The organism is Mesorhizobium sp. 113-3-9 (genome assembly GCF_016756515.1).
Lineage (GTDB): Bacteria > Pseudomonadota > Alphaproteobacteria > Rhizobiales > Rhizobiaceae > Mesorhizobium.
In genome coordinates, this window is record NZ_AP023246.1 from 6100530 (window position 1) to 6118377 (window position 17848).

Here is a 17848-nt window from a genome sequence, read left to right on the forward strand (position 1 = left end):
GATCCGGCATTCCGAGATGCTGGTACTGCCGAGAGAGCGAGGAAAAAGTGACCGTTTCGAATGCCGCCCGGGCAATTTTTGACAGTGAAATCATTTGGGACGCGCATTCCGGCTTCATGCCGGATCCGGCGGCCGACCTTAACAATCTGCAGATCTGGCGCGATGCCGGCATCGACTATCTGTCGATCGACGTCGGCTTCGATCTGTTGCCCTGGGAGCAGACTGTCAGGACGCTGGCGAATTTCCGCCACTGGATCCTTTCCAATTCCCAGCACTACACTCTGGTCTCCTCGGTCACGGAAATCCGCAAGGCCAAGGCCGAGGGCAAACTCGCGATCACCTTCGACATAGAGGGCATGAACGCGCTCGACGGCCGCATCGAGATGGTGGAGTTCTACCACCAGCTCGGCGTGCGCCAGATCCTGTTTGCGTACAACAGGAACAATCTGGCCGGCGGCGGCTGCCACGATGTCGAGACCAGCCTGACGGCGTTCGGCCGCGAGGTCATCGACGAGATGAACCGTCTCGGCATGTTTGTCGACGTCACACATACCGGCTACCGCACTTCGATGGAGGTCATGGAGTATTCCAACCGGCCGGTCATCTTCTCGCACTCCAACCCCAAGGCGCTTTGCGGCCACGGCCGCAACATCACCGACGATCAGATCAAAGCCTGCGCACGCACTGGCGGCATTGTCGCAATCGTCGGGCTCAATCGTTTCCTCGGTGAAGGCCGGACGGATTCGGAGAGGCTGGCCGACCATATCGAGTACCTCGTCGATCTGATCGGCCCGCGCCATGTCGGCATCGGGCTGGACTACGCCTTCCCGGTCGACGTCAAGGGCATCGACCGCATCATCTCCGACAACCCGCAATTCTGGCCCAAGAACGAATATCCGGAAGGTGCCACGACCTACTCGGCCCCTGGCCAGATGCGCGAACTGGCCGAGGTGCTGCTGCGCCGTGGCCAATCGGACCAGGCAGTGCGCGACGTCATGGGCGGCAATTTCATGCGGCTCGCGAGCGAGATCTGGAAGTAGGCGAGAACGCGGGCTGCGCTTCGGCTTTTGATCCAGCTTCCGCCGACCGGCTGACCAGCCTGCCCGGGGTGGGCCGATGGCATTTAGCCCCCGCCGGAGTGCCGGCAGGGGCGGATCGGATATCGGGATTTTGCGCAAGACCGGCCATATCCAAGATTCGAACATGCCAGCAAAATTTTCGCTAGACATACATGTCTATCCCTAGCAGTTTTAGCTGACCGATAAATTCGGCGCGGTTCGAAAAAGCCAGCAGATCAAGCACGACAATTAAAACAGCAGAGGGGTAGAGCATGTCCATTTTTACCGACACCAGGATTTCGCGACGCGGCCTGCTGGCTGGAGCCGGAGCCTTTGGTCTTGCCTCGATGGTCAATCCGAAAATCTCCTGGTCGGCCGATGGTCCGATCCTGAAGGTGCGCTCATACGCCGACATCCAGACGCTCGACCCCTGCTTCCGGCTGGCCGCGCCCGAAGGCGATATCACCAGCGTCATTTTCGCCGGGCTCGTCGTCACCACGCCTGGCGAGAGCTGGGGCTGGCGGCCGATGGCGGCGGAGACGATCACACAGCTCGACCCGCTGACCGTCGCCTTCAAACTGCGCGACAATATCGGCTTCACCGACGGCTATGGCCAGATGACGGCGGAGGACGTCAAATTCTCGATCGAGCGCATCGCCGACCCGGCCAACAAGAGCCCCTATTCCGGCGACTGGGCGACGCTCAAGGAAGTCGAGGTCAAGGACAAGCTCTCTGGCATCATCCATCTCAAGCAGGCCTTCGCGCCACTGTGGACATCCACCTTGCCGACGCCGTCCGGGACCATCCTGTCCAAGAAAGCCATCACCGAACTCGGCGGCAAGTTGGGCGTCAAGCCGGTTGCGCAGTCAGGCCCCTACATACTGAAGGAATGGCTGCCCAAGCAGCGCACCGTGCTGGTGCGCAACCCTGACTGGAAGTACGAGCCGGGCGGCTTTGCCGAAATCCACATCCATCCGATCGAGGACGAGAAGACGGGCGAACTCGGCTACGAGGCCGGCGATCTCGACTACACCTGGACCGCGGTCTCCTCGATCTCGCGGCTGAAACAGACGCCGCCGCCGAAGACCAAGGTCGTCGAGAAGCCGTCGCTGGCCTTTGTCTGGCTGGGCATGAACCAGGATGTCGCGCCGTTCAACAATCCGAACATGCGCCGCGCGGTGCAATATGCCGTGGACCGCAAGGCCGTCGTCGATGCCGCCTATTTCGGCGCGGCCGCCACCGCGACCGGCATCATCGCGCCCGGCCTGCCCGGCCACCGCGAGAAGAACCTTTTCGACTACGATCCGGACCGCGCCCGCGACATGATCGCCAAGGAGGGGCTCGCCGGCACCACGATCACGCTCGACATCCTCAACAAGACCGAGCGCCTCACCGCCGCTCAGGTGGTGCAGTCGAACCTGCAGGATGTCGGCCTCAACGTCGAGATCAAGCAGAACGACAGCGGCACCTTCTGGACGCTCGGCGCCAAGGAAGGCGACTACTGGAAGAAGCTGCAGATGGTCATCAGCCGCTTCTCCATGCAGCCGGATCCAAGCTGGGCCACCGCGTGGTTCACACGCGACCAGATCGGCGTCTGGAACTGGGAGCGTTTCTCCAGCGAGGAATTCGACAAGCTCAATGCCGAGGGCATGGTCGAACTCGATCCGGCCAAGCGCGATGTCATCTACAAGAAGCTGCAGGACCTGATGGAGGAAAACGGTAACTACGTCTTCCTCACCCATGAAGTCACCGGCGTCATGTATCGCGACTCGGTCGTGGCCGGCCTGAAGCCAAACGGTGAACCAGTGTTCACCGATTTCAAACCGGCATGACATCGACCCGCGGGGGCCTGCCCCCGCCGGAGACGTTCCGACGGGTAATGACATGATCCGCTACGCCCTCAAGCGTCTGTGGCTGGGCGCCATCATCATCAGCTTCGCGCTGATGATGATGTTCGCCATGGTTTACCTCATCCCCGGCGACCCGGCCTCGGTCGCGCTGGGACCACGCGCGACGCCGGAGATGAAGGAGGCGTTGCGCGAGCGCATGGGCCTGGATCAGCCCGTCTGGCGGCAATTCGTGAACTTCTATGGGTCGGCCTTGCATGGCGATCTCGGCACGGAAGTCTTGTCCGACCGGCCGGTGCTGAACGTGGTGATGGAGCAACTGCCGTTCACGCTGGCGCTCATCATCGGCGGCATCACCTGGTCGGTGGCGCTCGGCATTCCGCTTGGCTGCATCGCGGCGGTGCGGCGCGGAGGCTTCGTCGACCAAGTGATCGGCGTATTGTCGGTGGCGATGATCGCGGTGCCGTCCTTCGTCGTCGCCATCTATTCGCTACTGGTCTTTGCCGTTGCCCTGCAATGGCTGCCGGCAATCGGTGCCGGCGACCCCGGAAACCTCGCCAGCCAGCTTCAGCATCTCATCCTGCCGTCATTAGCGGTCGGCCTTGGCTGGATCGGCTATATCTCGCGCATGGTGCGCGCCTCGATGCTGGAGACGCTCGAGGCCAGCCATATCCGCACGGCGCGCGCCTTCGGCCTGCCGGAACATCGCATCATTTACACCTACGCGCTGCGCATCGCCGTGCTGCCGACCATCACCCTGCTCGGCGTCGGCATCGGCCATATGCTGTCGTCTTCGGTCTTCGCCGAAATCGTCTTTGCCCGCCCTGGCATCGGCAAGCTGGTCTATGAAGCGATTTCGGTGCGCAACTACCCCATCGTCTCGGGAGCCGTGCTGGTCACCACGGTCTTCTTCGTCCTCGTCAACGTAGTGGCAGACATACTGGTCGGCCTATTGGATCCCCGTGTCAGATCAAGTTTCAACTGAGCTGTCCTTTCGCGGCAGCCGCCTCGGCGGCGTGTGGCGCACCGTGCGCCGCATCATGCACGAGCCGCTCGGCGCCATCGGCCTGACGCTGGTGGCGGTGGTGGTGCTTTCGGCTGTGTTCGCCAGTGTCCTGACCAGCTATACGCCGAGCAAGATTTCGCCGGCCGAGCGCTTCGCCTCGCCCAGCCTTCTGCACCTGCTCGGCACCGACCATCTCGGCCGCGATCTCTTCACCCGGGTTCTCTACGGCGGACGCGTCGCGCTGATGATCGCGCTGGGCTCAACCCTGGTGTCGCTGATTGTCGGCGTGGTGCTGGGCCTGATCGCCGGCTATGGCCCACGATGGCTCGACAATGTGCTGCTGCTCATCTTCGACGCGGTGAAGAGTTTCCCGACCGTCATGCTGGCGCTGACGCTGGTCACCCTGTTCGGCCCCTCGCTCTACGCGGTGGTGCTGGTGGTGATGCTGGTCAACGTACCGGGCTATGCGCGCATCATCCGCACCCAGACGCTGGTGCTCAAATCCGCCGAACATGTCATGGCGGCACGCTCGATGGGCGCAAGCGCCGGCCGCATCCTGCGCGTCCATATCCTGCCCAACATCATCGGCCCGATCCTGATCCTGGTGTCGATGGACATCCCCGTGGTGGTGGCGATCGAGGCCGGCATGAGCTTCCTCGGGCTTGGCGTGCGGCCGCCGACGCCGAGCTGGGGCGCAATCCTCAATGACGGCTTCGCCAACATCCGCGATTCCTACTGGATCGTGATCGCCGGCGGCCTGCCGATCGTGCTGACCACGCTCGGCTTCACCTTCTTCGGCGAGACCTTGCGCGATCTCTTCGATCCCCGGCTGAAGGGGCGGTCATGACGGTTCTCGCGGTCAAGAATCTCAGCGTTGCCTTCCACACCGAGAGCGGCCGGCTGGAGGCGCTGAAAGACGTCAGCCTTTCCGTGCCCTCCAACCGCAGCGTCGGCGTGGTCGGCGAATCCGGCTGCGGGAAGTCGACGCTGATCAACGCCATACTCGGCCTGCTCGCCGACAATGGCGAGATCTCGTCGGGCGAGATCGTCTTCGAAGGCGACAAGGACCTCACCCGGCTTGACCCGACCGCGATGCGCGGGCTGCGTGGCCGCAGGATCGCCACCGTGTTCCAGGATCCGATGGGTGCGCTCAATCCCGTGCTTTCGGTGGGACGGCAGATGCGTGATATCCAGTATCGCTCAGGCCTGTCGAAGCGGGACAAGGACGCGCGCTCGGTCGCCATGCTGCGCAAGGTCCGCATTCCCGATCCGGAAAGCCGGCTGGCGCAGTTTCCGCACGAATTCTCCGGCGGCATGAAGCAGCGCATCGCCATCGCCATGGCACTGATGATGGAACCGGCACTGCTGATTGCCGACGAGCCGACCACCGCGCTCGACGCGACGCTGGAGGTGGCCACCATCGAGCTGCTCAAGGACCTGCAGCGCGAGATCGGCTGCTCGGTGCTTTTCATCTCGCATCACCTGGGGGTTATCGCCGAACTCTGCGACGAGATGATCGTCATGTATGCCGGCGAAGTGGTGGAGAGCGGCACGACCCGCGAGATCTTCCATGATGCGCGTCATCCCTATACGCAAAAGCTGCTCGCCTGCGATCCCGCGCGGCTGTCGCAACGGGTCGCCCGCCTGCCGACCATCGCCGGAACCTTGCCGGATCTGCGCCGGCGGCCGAGCGGCTGCGTCTTCCAGCCGCGTTGCGACCGCGCCGATGCGCAATGCCTCACGACACCTCCCAACGCTCCACTTGGCGGATCTCACATCGCCCGATGCTGGCACGCGGACGTTCCCCAGGGGGTGATGAGCGCATGAGCTCCGACGACCTGCTCCGCGTCAGCGATCTGCGCGTTTCGTTCCGGGTTGGTGGGCTGACCGCCAGGCTGGCTGGGCGCGCCACGGAGATCGAGGCGGTCTCCGGTGTCAGCTTCAACCTGCAGCGCGGCACCACTTTCGCGCTGGTCGGCGAATCCGGCTCTGGCAAGACCACTCTCGCACGCACGATCAATGGTCTTCAGCCCGTCAAATCGGGCACGATCCTGTTCGAAGGACAGGAGTTGCAGGGCCTGTCCAACGCCGCGATGAAGCCGGTGCGGCGGCGCATGCCGATGATGTTCCAGGATCCGATCGGGTCGCTGTCGCCACGGCTCAGCGTGCGGTCGCTGCTGTCGGAGCCCTTCGTCATCCATGGGCTCTCCAACCGTGATCTCAACGCCGAGGTCACACGGCTTCTGACGCTGGTCGGCCTGCCGCGCGAGTTCGCCGACCGCTATCCGCACCAGTTGTCCGGCGGCCAGGCACGCCGCGTCGGCGTCGCGCGGGCGATCGCGCTCGATCCCGTGCTGGTGGTTGCCGACGAGCCGACGGCCGGCCTCGATGTTTCCGTACAAGGCGAGGTGCTGAACCTGCTCAACGATCTGCGCGACCGCATGGGCCTGTCGATGCTGATCATCACCCACAATCTGCATGTCGTGCGCCAGATCGCCGACCGCATGGCGGTCATGTATCTCGGCCGCTTCGTCGAGCAGGGCGAGACCGAAGCGATCTTCCGCGCGCCGCATCATCCCTATACGGCGGCACTTCTATCGGCCAATCCGGAGCCCGACCCCGACAGGATGCACCAGCGCATCACGCTGCCGGCGGACGTACCGTCGCTGCTGGCGCGGCCCAAGGGCTGTGAATTCCATACACGCTGCCCGCAAGCACAGGACCGTTGCGCGGTCGATGCCCCTGTCCCGGCCGCTGTAGGCGACAGCCGTCTGACCTGCCATTTCCCGCTGAACACATAAGGACAGCCTCGGCACATATGGCCGGGGCGTCGAGAGGAGCCGCCATGCAAGATATCCGCGTCATCACCGATTTTCCGCGCAAGGTGCGCGAGATCGAGAACCTGTGGATTCCGATGCCGGACGGCGTCAAGCTGGCGGCGCGCGTCTGGCTGCCGGAAGATGCCGACGCCGATCCGGTGCCGGCGATCCTTGAATACCTGCCCTATCGCAAGCGCGACGGAACGGTGGAACGCGATGCGCTGACGCATCCCTATTTCGCCGGGCACGGCTATGCCGGCGTGCGTGTCGACATGCGCGGCTCGGGCGACAGCGAAGGGCTGTGTAAGGGCGAGTATCTGAAGCAGGAACAGGATGACTGCCTGGCGGTGATCGAATGGTTGGCCCGGCAACCCTGGTGCTCGGGCAGCGTCGGCATGATCGGCATCAGCTGGGGCGGCTTCAACGGGCTGCAGGTCGCCGCCCGGCGCCCGCCGGCGCTGAAGGCTGTCATCTCGCTGTGCTCGACCGACGACCGCTACAATGACGATGTGCATTACCTCGGCGGCGCCATGATGTGCGACAATCTGATGTGGGGAACGACTGCCTGGGCGATCGCCATGACGCCACCTGATCCGCTGATCGTCGGCGACCGCTGGCGCGATCTCTGGGAGCAGCGGCTGAACGGCAACGGCATATGGATGCAGGACTGGTTCGAACACCAGCGCCGCGACGATTTCTACAAGCATGGCTCGATCTGCGAGGACTACGCCGATGTCGAAATTCCGGTCTATGCCGTCGGCGGCTGGGCCGACGGCTATCCCAACCCGATCTTCCGCATGCTGGAAAACCTGCCGGGTCCCCGCAAGGGACTGATCGGCCCCTGGGGGCACAAATATCCCCACTTCGCCATGCCCGGCCCGCGCATGGGCTTCCTGCAGGAATGCCTGCGCTGGTGGGACCAGTATCTGAAGGGGATCGACACCGGCATTGCCGACGAGCCGATGCTGCGCGCCTGGATCCAGGATCCGGCGCGGCCGGCCGCGATCTATGATGAGCGGCCCGGCCGCTGGGTGGCCGAGCCGTCCTGGCCGGGACCGGGCGTCGGGCAAAAGGTGCTGAACCTTGCACCCCATGTGCTGAGCGAGGCCAGGGGCGATAACGCGATCCTGGAGATTTCATCGCCACAGACGGCCGGCCTGTCTTCAGGCGCCTGGTGTGGCTACGGCGTCATGCCGACCTTGCCGGTCGACCAGCGGACCGAGGAAGGCAACGCCCTGATCTTCGAGACGGCGCCGTTGACCGAAGCCGTCGAGATCCTCGGTTTCCCCGAATTCGAGGTCAAGCTCGCCTCAGACAAACCGGTCGCGCTCCTCTCCGCCACCCTGTCGCAGGTGTTCGCGGACGGGGCGGCCTCACGTGTCAGCTACGGTATCCTCAACCTCAGCCATCGCAACGGCGACCTGGAGATCGAGCCGCTGGTGCCAGGGCAAGCGGAGACAGTGCGCATCAAGCTGCGCTGCTGCGGGCAGCGTTTCGAGGCCGGCGAGCGCATCCGGCTGGCGCTGGCGACGTCGCACTGGCCGATCGTCTTCCCGACGGCCGAACAGGCGACGCTGTCGATCCATTGCGGCGACAGCCGGCTGATCCTGCCGGTGCGCGCAGCGCAGGAGCTGGATGACACGCTGGGAGCATTTCTCGGCCCGGAAAGCGCCAGCCCGATGGAGCAGGAGGTGCTGGCCAGGGGCGACGGCTTCCAGCGCTCGGTGTCGACCGACCAGGTCACCGGCGAGACCGTCTACCAGGTGATAAATGACGGCGGCACGGTGCGGCACCCGCATACGGGAATGACCCTTTCGGCAAGGCATGTCGATCGCTTCACCATCCACCCCGACGATCCGAACACGGCGGTCGGCACCTGTACATGGGAGAAATCCTACGGCAGGGGCGACTGGCAAGCGCGTGTTTCGGTCAAGGCGACGGTGCGCGCGCTGCGCGATGTCTGGCGGATCGAGACCCACATCACGGCGCATGATCGCAACGAGGTGGTCGTCGACCGAAGCGAGGTCAAGGAGTATCCGCGCGACCTCAATTGAGGGCCCGGCGCGGCTCGCGATCACGTCATCAATTTCGGCAAGGCGGCCGCCAGCGCATCGACGGCGAGCCGCACCTTGAGCGGCAGATGCGGCGTCCGCAGCCAAAGGGCGTGGCAGTCGTAGGGATAGCGCGGCTGATCTGGCAACAGCGCCACGAGCGCACCGGCCCGAATGCGCTCGCGAACCAGCCACCAGGGCAGCCACGCCAGCCCCATGCCTTCGACAGCAGCATCGGCGATGGCATCGAGATCGTCGAGCCGCAGCCGGCCGCTGGGCACGATCTCCCGCGCTGTCTGCCCTTCACGCGCAAACAGCCAGGGCTGAACGACCTGGCCAAGCCGGCGATAGACGATTGCATGATGATCGGCGAGGTCCTCGACCCGCCGCGGTTCGCCATGGCGTTGCAGATAGGAGGGCGCCGCGCAAACGATCATGCCCTGGCGCGCGACGCGGCGCGCGATGACGCCGGCCTTGTCGTCCAGATCGCCGGTCCGGATGGCGAAATCGTAGCCGTCCTCGGCAAGATCGGCGAAGCGGTCGCTGAGCGACAGGTCGAGTTCCAGCATCGGATATTGCCGTGCCAGTTGCAGCAGCACGGGGGTGACGCAGTGGCGACCGAAATGCGCCGGCATGGTGACGCGCAGTTTTCCGCGCGGTTCGGAGAGTTGGTCGGCAGCCAGCGCATCGGCGGCTTCCGCCTCGGCCAATACGACCCGGCAGCGTTCATAATAGGCGCGGCCGAAATCCGTCAGGCTCTGACGGCGCGTGGTGCGGTTGATGAGGCGCACACCCAGCCGTTCTTCGAGAAAGCGGACATGCTTGCCCACCATAGGTCCGGACAGGTCGAGCGCGACCGCGGCAGCCGCGAACGAGCCAAGGTCGGCCGCCTTGACGAAGACGGCCATGCTCTCAAGCCGATCCATATTCGAAACCTTCGGTTTCTACTGCTTTATCCCTACGCCCATTTATCCATGAAACCTTTATCCGCATAGCTCATTCGGTTCAGATAATTTGGAGTAACCCGAATGGCACGTATCGTCCGCTTCCACCAGCATGGCGGTCCCGAAGTCCTGCGCATCGAGGATATCGCCCCCCCGTCACCGGGCCCTGGCGAGGTTCAAATCCGCGTCAAGGCACTCGGGATCAATCGCGCCGAGGCGCTGCTGCGCGCCGGCACCTATGTCGAGACCGCTGCCCTGCCCTCCGGGCTTGGCCTTGAAGCGGCGGGGGTTGTCGAAACAGTGGGCGAAGGCGTGAAGGATTTCGTCCCGGGCGACGCTGTCAGCGCCATCCCTCCACAGTCGATGGTGCGCTGGCCGGCTTATGGCGAATTGGTCACCTATCCCGCCGCGCAGCTCGTCAAGCACCCACCGTCGCTTGACTGGAAAGGGGCGGCGGCGGTCTGGATGCAATATCTCACCGCCTATGGCGCGCTGATCGACATTGCCAAACTTGGCAGTGGGGATACCGTCGTCATCACCGCGGCGTCGAGCAGCGTCGGGCTTGCAGCCATCCAGATCGCCAACAAGGTTGGCGCAACGGCGATCGCGGTGACGCGGACATCGACGAAGAAACAGGCCTTGCTCGACACCGGAGCGGCTGAAGTCGTGATCCTGGCCGAAGAGGATCTCACCGCACGGCTGAACACGATCGCGGGAGCGAAAGGCGTTCGGGTCGTGCTGGATGCAATCGGCGGCCCGATCTTCGGGCCGCTGACGGCAGCGATGTCAAAGGGAGGCATTCTGATCGAATATGGCGGCCTCAGCAGCGAGCCGACGCCATTTCCCCTGGCTGCGGTGCTGGGCAAGACGCTGACGCTGCGTGGCTACCTCGTCCACGAGCTCACCGGCGACCCGACGAAATTGGAGGCAGCAAAGGCGTTCATCCTCGAAGGCCTGGAGACAGCTACGCTGAGGCCGATCATCGATAGGACCTTTGCCTTCGACCAGATCGTCGAAGCGCATCGCTATCTCGAATCGAACAACCAGTTCGGCAAGATCGTAGTGACGATCTGAGATCGTAGTGACGATCTGAGATCGTGGTGACGGTCTGAGCAACGGCAAACAAATCAGCCGTGCCGGCACTATCGCTCTTGAAGGCGCGGCTCCGCATTCCTAACTGTCTGGTGCGGGCCGGGCCCCTCTGACTGTCGCCAATGGTGACCGTGATGTCGGACCGCTTTAATGGGCCCGTTTCCATCCTTTTAGGTCAAGCGGGCTCAATCCTTTCGGTTTGGAGCCCCGTATGACATCTTCCCTCCTTGGTCTGGTTTGCCCCTCCTGCCGCGTCGCGCTCACAATGAGCGAACGCCAGGGTATCGAAATCGACTACTGTCCGCAGTGCCGCGGCGTCTGGCTTGATCGAGGCGAACTCGACAAGATCATCGAGCGTTCCGGCAGGGAGGCGTCGCCCGCGCCGCAGCCACAGCCGGCAGCCTTCTCGCAGCCGCAGCAAGGCCATGGCCGCGATGATGATTATTCGCGTTCGCAGGGTCACCGTTATCCCAAGCGGAAGAAATCATTCTTCGAAGAATTGTTCGATTGACCGGATGTCGCTCCGGTGCCCGGGCCGACGCTTGCTGAAAATTTCTAAAACCACATCGATAAAGGTTCATTTCCGATGATGTCTCGCACCAGCCGATTTGCAACCCTGTTTGCCGGACTGTTCCTCGCATTCTCCATGGTCGCGATCGATCATGCGGAGGCGCGGCGCGGCGGCAGTTTCGGCAGTCGCGGCACGCGCACGTTCCAGTCGGCGCCGCCGACCAGGACCGCACCGGCGCCGACCGCTCCGGTCGAGCGTTCGATGACGCCCAACACCGGTGTGAATTCTGCCGCCCGGCAGCCGCAGGCCGGCCCGCAGAGGCCGGGCTTCATGAGCGGCTTCGGCGGAACGATGATGCGCGGACTGCTGATCGGTGGGCTGATCGGGCTGCTCTTGGGCCAAGGCTTCGGCGGTCTGGCCGGCATGTTCGGCTTCCTGCTTCAGGCCCTGCTCATCGGTGGCGCGATCATGCTGGCCATCCGCTTCTTCCGCTCACAATCCGCGCGCGGCCCGGCGCCGGCGCTCGCTGGTGCCGGCGCCCAGGCGTCGCGATTTGAGAACCGCGCAACGGGACAGCAGACGGCGGGCTCGTTCTCAATCCCCGGTTTTGGTGGCGGTTCGGGCGGAGGCTCTCCGGCCGCTGCTGTCTCCGAGGAGATCACACTGGCTCAGAGCGACCTTGATGCGTTCCAGCAGTTGCTGACCGACGTCCAGGAAGCATTCGGGCGCGAAGACCATGCCGCCCTGCGCCGGGCGACGACACCTGAGATGGTATCCTATCTCTCGGAAGAACTGGCCGACAACGCCCAGAAAGGTCTCAGGAACGAGGTGTCCGACATCACCTTGCTGCAGGCCGACATCGCCGAAAGCTGGCGCGAGGATGACCGCGACTACGCCACGGCCGCGCTGCGCTACGAGTCTCGCGACGTGATGCGCGAACGGGCCAGCGGCAAGGTCGTCGAGGGTGACGAGGGCCATCCGACCGAGACGACCGAGCTGTGGACATTCACGCGTCAGAATGGCTCAAGCTGGAAGCTCTCGGCCATACAGCAGGCCTGAGCCCGGCCAGCTCATCCGAAGGTCGTTGCGGACGTTCAGCGCACGATCCTGACGCACATCGGCGTGCCGATCTCTATGGCGCGTCCGGTGTCGGTCAGCATGCCGCTCGCCGCGTCACGCGCGAAGATCGAGATGCGGTCGGCATTCTGGTTGGCGGAGAACAGATGGCTGCCGGAGGGCGTCAGCGCCAGGTTGCGTGGCGTGGCACCCCCGCAAGGGGCATAGCCGACGAGGCTCAGCACGCCGGTCTGCTGGTCGACAGCCATGATGACGACGCTGTCGTGACCACGGTTGGAGCCGTAGACAAAACGGCCATCCGGCGAGATCTGGATATCGGCGCAGTGATTGCTGTCGCGCGCCTCGGCCGGGACCGCCGGTTTGGCATCGATGATGGAGAGCTTGCCTGATGCCTCGTCCAGCGCCATCGACACGACGGTCGAATCCAGCTCATTCATGACGAAGACGAAGCGTCCGTTCGGATGCAGTGCGAGATGGCGAGGCCCCGCGCCCGGCGTCAGGGCGGACTCGGTGAGCTTCGTCAGCTTTCCATCCTGCCCGATCCGGTAGGATACCAGTTGGTCGATGCCGAGATCGGCGACGATGGCCGTTCCGCCGGCAATGGTTTCGGTGACGCTGTGGGCGTGCGAGCGTTCCTGCCGCGCCGCATTCGGACCACTGCCCCTGTGCGAGACACTGGCCAGCGGCGGCGTCAACGCGCCGTCCTTCTCAAAGCCGTAGACCGCCACCGCACGATCCGGACCGCCCTCCCCCATGCTATAATTGGCGACCAGCAGTTTGGTCCCATCGCGGGTGATGGTGTTGTGAGCGGTGATGCTGCCCAGCGATGGCTGCTTGTTCAGATAGGTGAGCGTGTTCGAACCACGGTCGAAGCGGTAGGCGGAAACCGTCCCCTCGCGCCAGGCGAATACTTCCGAATTGGCGTAGATGCGCGAACCATCCGGCGTCACCGACAAGAAGGTCGGATTGTCGACGTCGTTGGTCTCCGCCAGTTTTCGTATTTCCAGCGTTGCTTCGTCGAAGCTGTAGACGCCGAGCCCAACGCCGCGCGCGCCCTGAAAATAGGGCGCCTCGCGGTTCAGGCTGCCGACGAAGACCAGACAATCCTTGCTCATGATTTCCTCCCTGCCCGCCTGCGCCTGGGCGTGCGGGGCCGGGCAAAATTTCGCCTGTCCTCGCTTGCAACGCAACCCCATATGTGAAAATACTATTTACAAAAGAAGATTGACGGGAGGAGACGTCGTGCAACCACGCGCTTTCAGCGGTAGTCAAGCGGTTGCCCGGAGCCTCTTGCGAGACCGCCGGAGCCACACATGACCGACTTCGCCCCCACCGTCGGGGTCGCCTCGACGCACCCGAAGAACATGCCCGAGGAGCACGCAGCCTTGCCGGTGTGGAATGCCGAGAACTGGTTCTACGAAGACTGGCCGGTCGGGCAGAAAATCCGTTCCTTGCGGCGCACGATGGCCGAGGGCGACAGCCATCTGTTCAACACGCTTGTGCTCGACATCCACCCCTACGTGCAAGATCAGATGTTTGCCGAGAGCGAAGGCATTTTCGGCAAGCGGCTGATCGCCGGCGCTTTCGTCTTTTCGGCGGGCCTCGGGCTGGTCGCCACCAACTGCGTCAACGCCTTTTCCTACGGCTATGACAAGCTCCGCTTCATAAAGCCTGTCTTCATTGGCGACACGATCTATTCGATCCGCTCGAACCTCGACAAGAAGCCCCGCTACAAGGAGATGGGGCTGATCCGCGCCAGCTATGAGGTGTTCAAGGGCGAAGGCGAACTCGTTCTGTATTGCGAGCATCTGCAGACGGTGAAGTACCGCAACCCCGCCGATTTCGTCGGCAAGACGGAGAAATGAGGATGCCGGCAGCAGCCGAATTGCCGCTTGCCGGTCTCGTCGTCGTCGACATGAGCCAGTTCCTGTCCGGGCCCTATTGCTCGCTCCGGCTGCTCGACCTCGGCGCCCGCGTCATCAAGATCGAGCGTCCGGACGGCGGCGACCTGTCGCGCCGGCTCTATCTCAGCGACACCGAGATCGGCGGCGATTCCACCATCTTCCACGCCATCAACCGGGCCAAGGAAAGTCTCGCCATCGACCTCAAGAACGAAGCCGATCTCAAGACGTTGCGCGGGCTCCTGGGCAAGGCCGATGTGCTGATCCAGAATTTCCGGCCAGGCGTCATCGAGCGGCTCGGCTTCGACTATGAGGCGGTCCGCAAGATCAATCCAAGGCTCGTCTATGCCTCGATCAGCGGCTATGGCGAAGAGGGTCCATGGGTAAAGCGGCCCGGCCAGGATCTGCTGGCGCAGTCACGCTCCGGCGTGATGTGGCTGAATGGCGACGAGGACCAGGGACCGGTGCCGTTCGGGCTCGCGATCGGCGACATGCTGGCGGGTGCTGCCTGCGCTCAGGGCATTCTGGCGGCCTTGGTGCGGCGCGGCATCACCGGCCAGGGCAGCCATATCGAAACCAGCCTGCTCGAGGCGCTGGTCGACTTCCAGTTCGAGGTGCTGACGACGCATCTCAATGACGGCCGCCGCTTGCCGCGACGCTCGAGCTTTCGCAGCGCACATGCCTATCTCTCTGCGCCTTACGGCGTCTACCCGGCCAAGGACGGCTACCTCGCCATCGCCATGACGCCGATCCCGAAACTCGCGGATCTGCTATCGCTCAATGAGCTGGCGCCCTATCGCGACAAACCGGCCTCGTGGTTCACCGCGCGCGACGATATCAAAGCGATCATCGCGCAACGGATCGCCACCAAGACCATCGACGAATGGCTGGCCATTCTCGAACCAGCCGACATCTGGTGCGCCAAGGTGCTGACCTGGCCGGAGATGCTGGCAAGCGAGGGATTTCAGTCGCTCGACATGCTGCAGACGGTGACGCGCGAGGACGATGTCTCGATCCTCACCACCAGTTCGCCGCTCAGGGTCGACGGCATCAGGGCCAAGGTCGATCGCGCCGCTCCGCGCATCGGCGAACACAGCGCGGCGATCCGCGCGGAGTTCGGCCTGTGACCACGCTCAAGGGCATGACCTGGAGCCATCCGCGCGGCTATGATCCGATGGTTGCCTGCTCATCTCTCTGGCGGCAGAAAACCGGCGTCGCCATCGAATGGGACAAGCGCTCGCTGCAGGATTTCGAATCCTTCCCGGTCGAGGAACTGGCCCGCGCCTACGACCTGATCGTTATCGACCATCCACATGTCGGCCAGATCACGGCGGAAAGCTGCCTGGCGTCGCTGGATGTTGCCGGCCGCGAAGCGGAGCGCACCGCGCTCGCTTCGGGCAGCGTCGGCCAATCCTATCCGAGCTATAGCTGGCAAGGGCGGCAATGGGCCTTCCCGATCGATGCCGCCAGCCAGGTCCAGGCCTGGCGGCCGGATGCGCTCGATGCGCCGCCGGCTCGCTGGAGCGAGGTACTCGATCTCGCCCGGCACGGCCGCGTGCTTTTGCCGTTGCGGGCGCCGCATGTGCTGATGGTTTTCTACACGCTGGTCGGCAATCTCGGACACGCTTGCGCCACCGATCCTTCCGGTGATCTCATCGATATCGAGACCGGCGCCCAGGTTTTCGAAGCGATGCGCGAGATCGCCGCGCTGGTCGAGCCGGCCTGTCTCGAAATGGACCCGATCGCGGTTTCCGAACGTATGGCGGAGGCCAATTCCAAAATCGTCTGCGCGCCGCTGATCTATGGCTATGTCTCCTATGCGATATCAGGGTTTCGCGCGCACCGGCTGGCCTTCACCGACATCCCGGCCGTCGGCTCCAACGGCCCAATCGGCTCGGCGCTTGGTGGCACCGGCATAGCGGTGTCGGCCTTTTCCCAGGCAAAAGAAGCCGCGATCGATTTCGCCTACTGGGTCGCCAGCGGCGATGTCCAGCGCGGCCCGTATGCCGCCGCCGGCGGACAGCCGGGCCATGCCGCTGGCTGGGAAGACCAGGCCGTCAACGCCGCGACCGGCAATTTCTATCGCGATACACGCGCGACGCTCGAGGGCGCATGGGTGCGGCCGCGCCATGACGGCTACATGGCGTTCCAGCAGGCAGCGTCCGACCGCATCCTTTCCGGCATGACTTCCGGGCACCAAGCCGCCCAGGTCGTTGCCGATCTCAATCGCCTGTTCAGGGAGAGTTCCCCCGCACAGGTGTCCGGCGTTGCCGGTGGAGGAGCCTGAACGAAACCGAACGGAGGAGACACAATGAAAAACATGATGCGCGGCCTGATGGCCGCAACCGCCTTTGTATCCATAACAAGCGTTGCCCATGCCCAGGATGTGCAAGGCGTCATCGGCGGCCTGCCGACCGAACTCAAGGCACAGTATGACGGCGCGCCGCAGAAGGTGATGCCTTCGGCCTGGGACAATTTCACCCCGCCGCCGAAGCCGTGGAAATGGTGCCATTCGGAATCCTACCAGGGCAATCCGTGGCGTGTGACGGTGACCAAGGAGCTGAAGCGTCTCGTCGACGGGCTGATCGCCGATGGCACGGTATCGAGCTTCGAAGTGTCTGATTCCAACAACGATGCCAGCCAGCAGATCAACCAGATCCGTGCCTTCATCGACAAGAAATGCTCGATCATCACCTCGATCCCGGGCTCGGCTACCGCACTCGATGACGCCATCGATGCCGCCGCCAAGGCCGGTATTCCGTTCATCACCGCCGCCGGTTCGGTAACCAGCCCGAATGCGATCAACGTCGATTCCAACTATGCACGCTGGGGCTATGACATGATGACGGCGATCGGCAAGGCTCAGCCGGACGGTGCCAGCATCCTGCTCGTCGAAGGCATTGCCGGGCATCCGATCGTGGTGCAGGAACGCCAGGGCGCGGACAAGGCGCTGGCAGAAAATCCGAAGCTGAAGATTTCGCGCAACGTCAACGGCAACTGGACGGCTAACGTCACCAAGACGGTGGTTCTTCAGGCGATCGCCACCAATCCTGCACCGATCGATGCGGTGTGGACGACCGGCAGCGAGAGCCGCGTCGTCGCAGAGGCCTTCGCCGAGGCAGGACGACCGGCGCCGCTGATCACCGGTTCAATCACCGGTGACGCGCTGGGCTATTGGAAAGCCAATCCCGACAAGTACCGCTTCGAAGGCCATGCCGTGCTGCCGCACTGGACCGCCGAGACGCTGTTCCGTGTCGGTGAGCGCATGCTCGACGGCCAGAAGCCGAAGCTCAACACACTGCTGATCCCGATCCCGCCGGTGCACAGCGCCGATCTCGGCCAATGGTACAAGGACTGCATGACGACGGATGCCGTCTCGATCTTCCCGATCCCGCCCAAGGATCCGATGCCGGAGGAATGGCTCGATGCCTATTTCTCCAACCCGGCGCCGACCAAGGGCTGGGATTATTCAAAGGTACCCGACGCCTGCGCCAAGTGACGGCTAGGACAGACCCAGAAAGCCGGCTCCTTTCGGGGAGCCG

The 17848-nt window shown here is 63.8% G+C and carries 16 protein-coding genes; 14 read left to right on the top strand and 2 right to left on the bottom strand.

Features of this window, described 5'->3' with window-relative positions:
• The first annotated feature begins 47 nt into the window (after positions 1-47).
• From MesoLj_RS29790 to MesoLj_RS29820, 7 genes are all read left to right on the top strand, one after another.
• Positions 48-1040, top strand: coding sequence for a dipeptidase (locus MesoLj_RS29790; protein ID WP_202323539.1), 993 nt, complete (start codon positions 48-50; stop codon positions 1038-1040).
• A 290-nt stretch (positions 1041-1330) separates the two neighbouring features.
• On the top strand, positions 1331-2890 hold the full coding sequence (locus MesoLj_RS29795; RefSeq protein WP_140769377.1) for an ABC transporter substrate-binding protein: 1560 nt from the start codon (positions 1331-1333) through the stop codon (positions 2888-2890).
• Positions 2891-2942: 52 nt separating this feature from the next.
• Positions 2943-3890 carry an ABC transporter permease gene (locus MesoLj_RS29800; protein WP_202323540.1) on the top strand — a complete coding sequence of 316 codons (948 nt, stop codon included), beginning with the start codon at positions 2943-2945 and terminating at the stop codon, positions 3888-3890.
• The gene (locus MesoLj_RS29805) at positions 3868-4758 is read left to right on the top strand and encodes an ABC transporter permease (protein ID WP_244735198.1); all 891 of its coding nucleotides are present in this window, start codon (positions 3868-3870) and stop codon (positions 4756-4758) included. Before MesoLj_RS29800 ends, MesoLj_RS29805 begins: the two co-directional genes overlap by 23 nt.
• The gene (locus tag MesoLj_RS29810) at positions 4755-5738 is read left to right on the top strand and encodes an ABC transporter ATP-binding protein (protein ID WP_202323541.1); all 984 of its coding nucleotides are present in this window, start codon (positions 4755-4757) and stop codon (positions 5736-5738) included. Before MesoLj_RS29805 ends, MesoLj_RS29810 begins: the two co-directional genes overlap by 4 nt.
• On the top strand, positions 5735-6712 hold the full coding sequence (locus tag MesoLj_RS29815; protein ID WP_140769381.1) for an ABC transporter ATP-binding protein: 978 nt from the start codon (positions 5735-5737) through the stop codon (positions 6710-6712). The genes MesoLj_RS29810 and MesoLj_RS29815 overlap by 4 nt, the downstream gene beginning before the upstream one ends.
• A 44-nt stretch (positions 6713-6756) precedes the next feature.
• On the top strand, positions 6757-8784 hold the full coding sequence (locus MesoLj_RS29820; RefSeq protein WP_202323542.1) for a CocE/NonD family hydrolase: 2028 nt from the start codon (positions 6757-6759) through the stop codon (positions 8782-8784).
• A gap of 20 nt (positions 8785-8804) precedes the next feature.
• Here MesoLj_RS29820 and MesoLj_RS29825 read toward each other — a convergent pair whose 3' ends face one another.
• Entirely contained in the window at positions 8805-9707 is a 903-nt protein-coding gene (locus tag MesoLj_RS29825; protein WP_202323543.1) for a LysR family transcriptional regulator, read from the bottom strand.
• A 102-nt stretch (positions 9708-9809) separates the two neighbouring features.
• On the opposite strand from MesoLj_RS29825, the gene MesoLj_RS29830 reads away from it, so the two are divergent.
• From MesoLj_RS29830 to MesoLj_RS29840, 3 genes are all read left to right on the top strand, one after another.
• Positions 9810-10799, top strand: coding sequence for a zinc-dependent alcohol dehydrogenase family protein (locus tag MesoLj_RS29830; protein ID WP_202323544.1), 990 nt, complete (start codon positions 9810-9812; stop codon positions 10797-10799).
• Between the two features lie 229 nt (positions 10800-11028).
• On the top strand, positions 11029-11328 hold the full coding sequence (locus MesoLj_RS29835) for a TFIIB-type zinc ribbon-containing protein (RefSeq protein WP_140769388.1): 300 nt from the start codon (positions 11029-11031) through the stop codon (positions 11326-11328).
• 75 nt (positions 11329-11403) lie between these two features.
• Complete coding sequence (locus tag MesoLj_RS29840; RefSeq protein ID WP_202323545.1) at positions 11404-12387, top strand: Tim44 domain-containing protein; 984 nt, start codon at positions 11404-11406, stop codon at positions 12385-12387.
• Between the two features lie 35 nt (positions 12388-12422).
• On the opposite strand, the gene MesoLj_RS29845 is transcribed toward MesoLj_RS29840, so the two are convergent.
• Positions 12423-13520, bottom strand: a complete 1098-nt coding sequence (locus tag MesoLj_RS29845) for a lactonase family protein (RefSeq protein ID WP_202323546.1) — start codon at positions 13518-13520, stop codon at positions 12423-12425.
• Between the two features lie 198 nt (positions 13521-13718).
• Between MesoLj_RS29845 and MesoLj_RS29850 the strand changes: the two genes are divergently transcribed.
• Genes MesoLj_RS29850 through MesoLj_RS29865 form a run of 4 tightly spaced genes read left to right on the top strand, consistent with a single transcriptional unit; the run spans position 13719 to position 17805 of the window.
• Complete coding sequence (locus MesoLj_RS29850) at positions 13719-14270, top strand: MaoC family dehydratase (RefSeq protein ID WP_172351616.1); 552 nt, start codon at positions 13719-13721, stop codon at positions 14268-14270.
• 2 nt (positions 14271-14272) lie between these two features.
• Entirely contained in the window at positions 14273-15433 is a 1161-nt protein-coding gene (locus MesoLj_RS29855; protein ID WP_202323547.1) for a CaiB/BaiF CoA transferase family protein, read from the top strand.
• 14 nt (positions 15434-15447) lie between these two features.
• Positions 15448-16593 carry an extracellular solute-binding protein gene (locus MesoLj_RS29860; RefSeq protein ID WP_202327521.1) on the top strand — a complete coding sequence of 382 codons (1146 nt, stop codon included), beginning with the start codon at positions 15448-15450 and terminating at the stop codon, positions 16591-16593.
• 24 nt (positions 16594-16617) lie between these two features.
• Positions 16618-17805 carry an ABC transporter substrate-binding protein gene (locus tag MesoLj_RS29865; RefSeq protein WP_202323548.1) on the top strand — a complete coding sequence of 396 codons (1188 nt, stop codon included), beginning with the start codon at positions 16618-16620 and terminating at the stop codon, positions 17803-17805.
• The last annotated feature ends 43 nt before the right edge of the window (positions 17806-17848 follow it).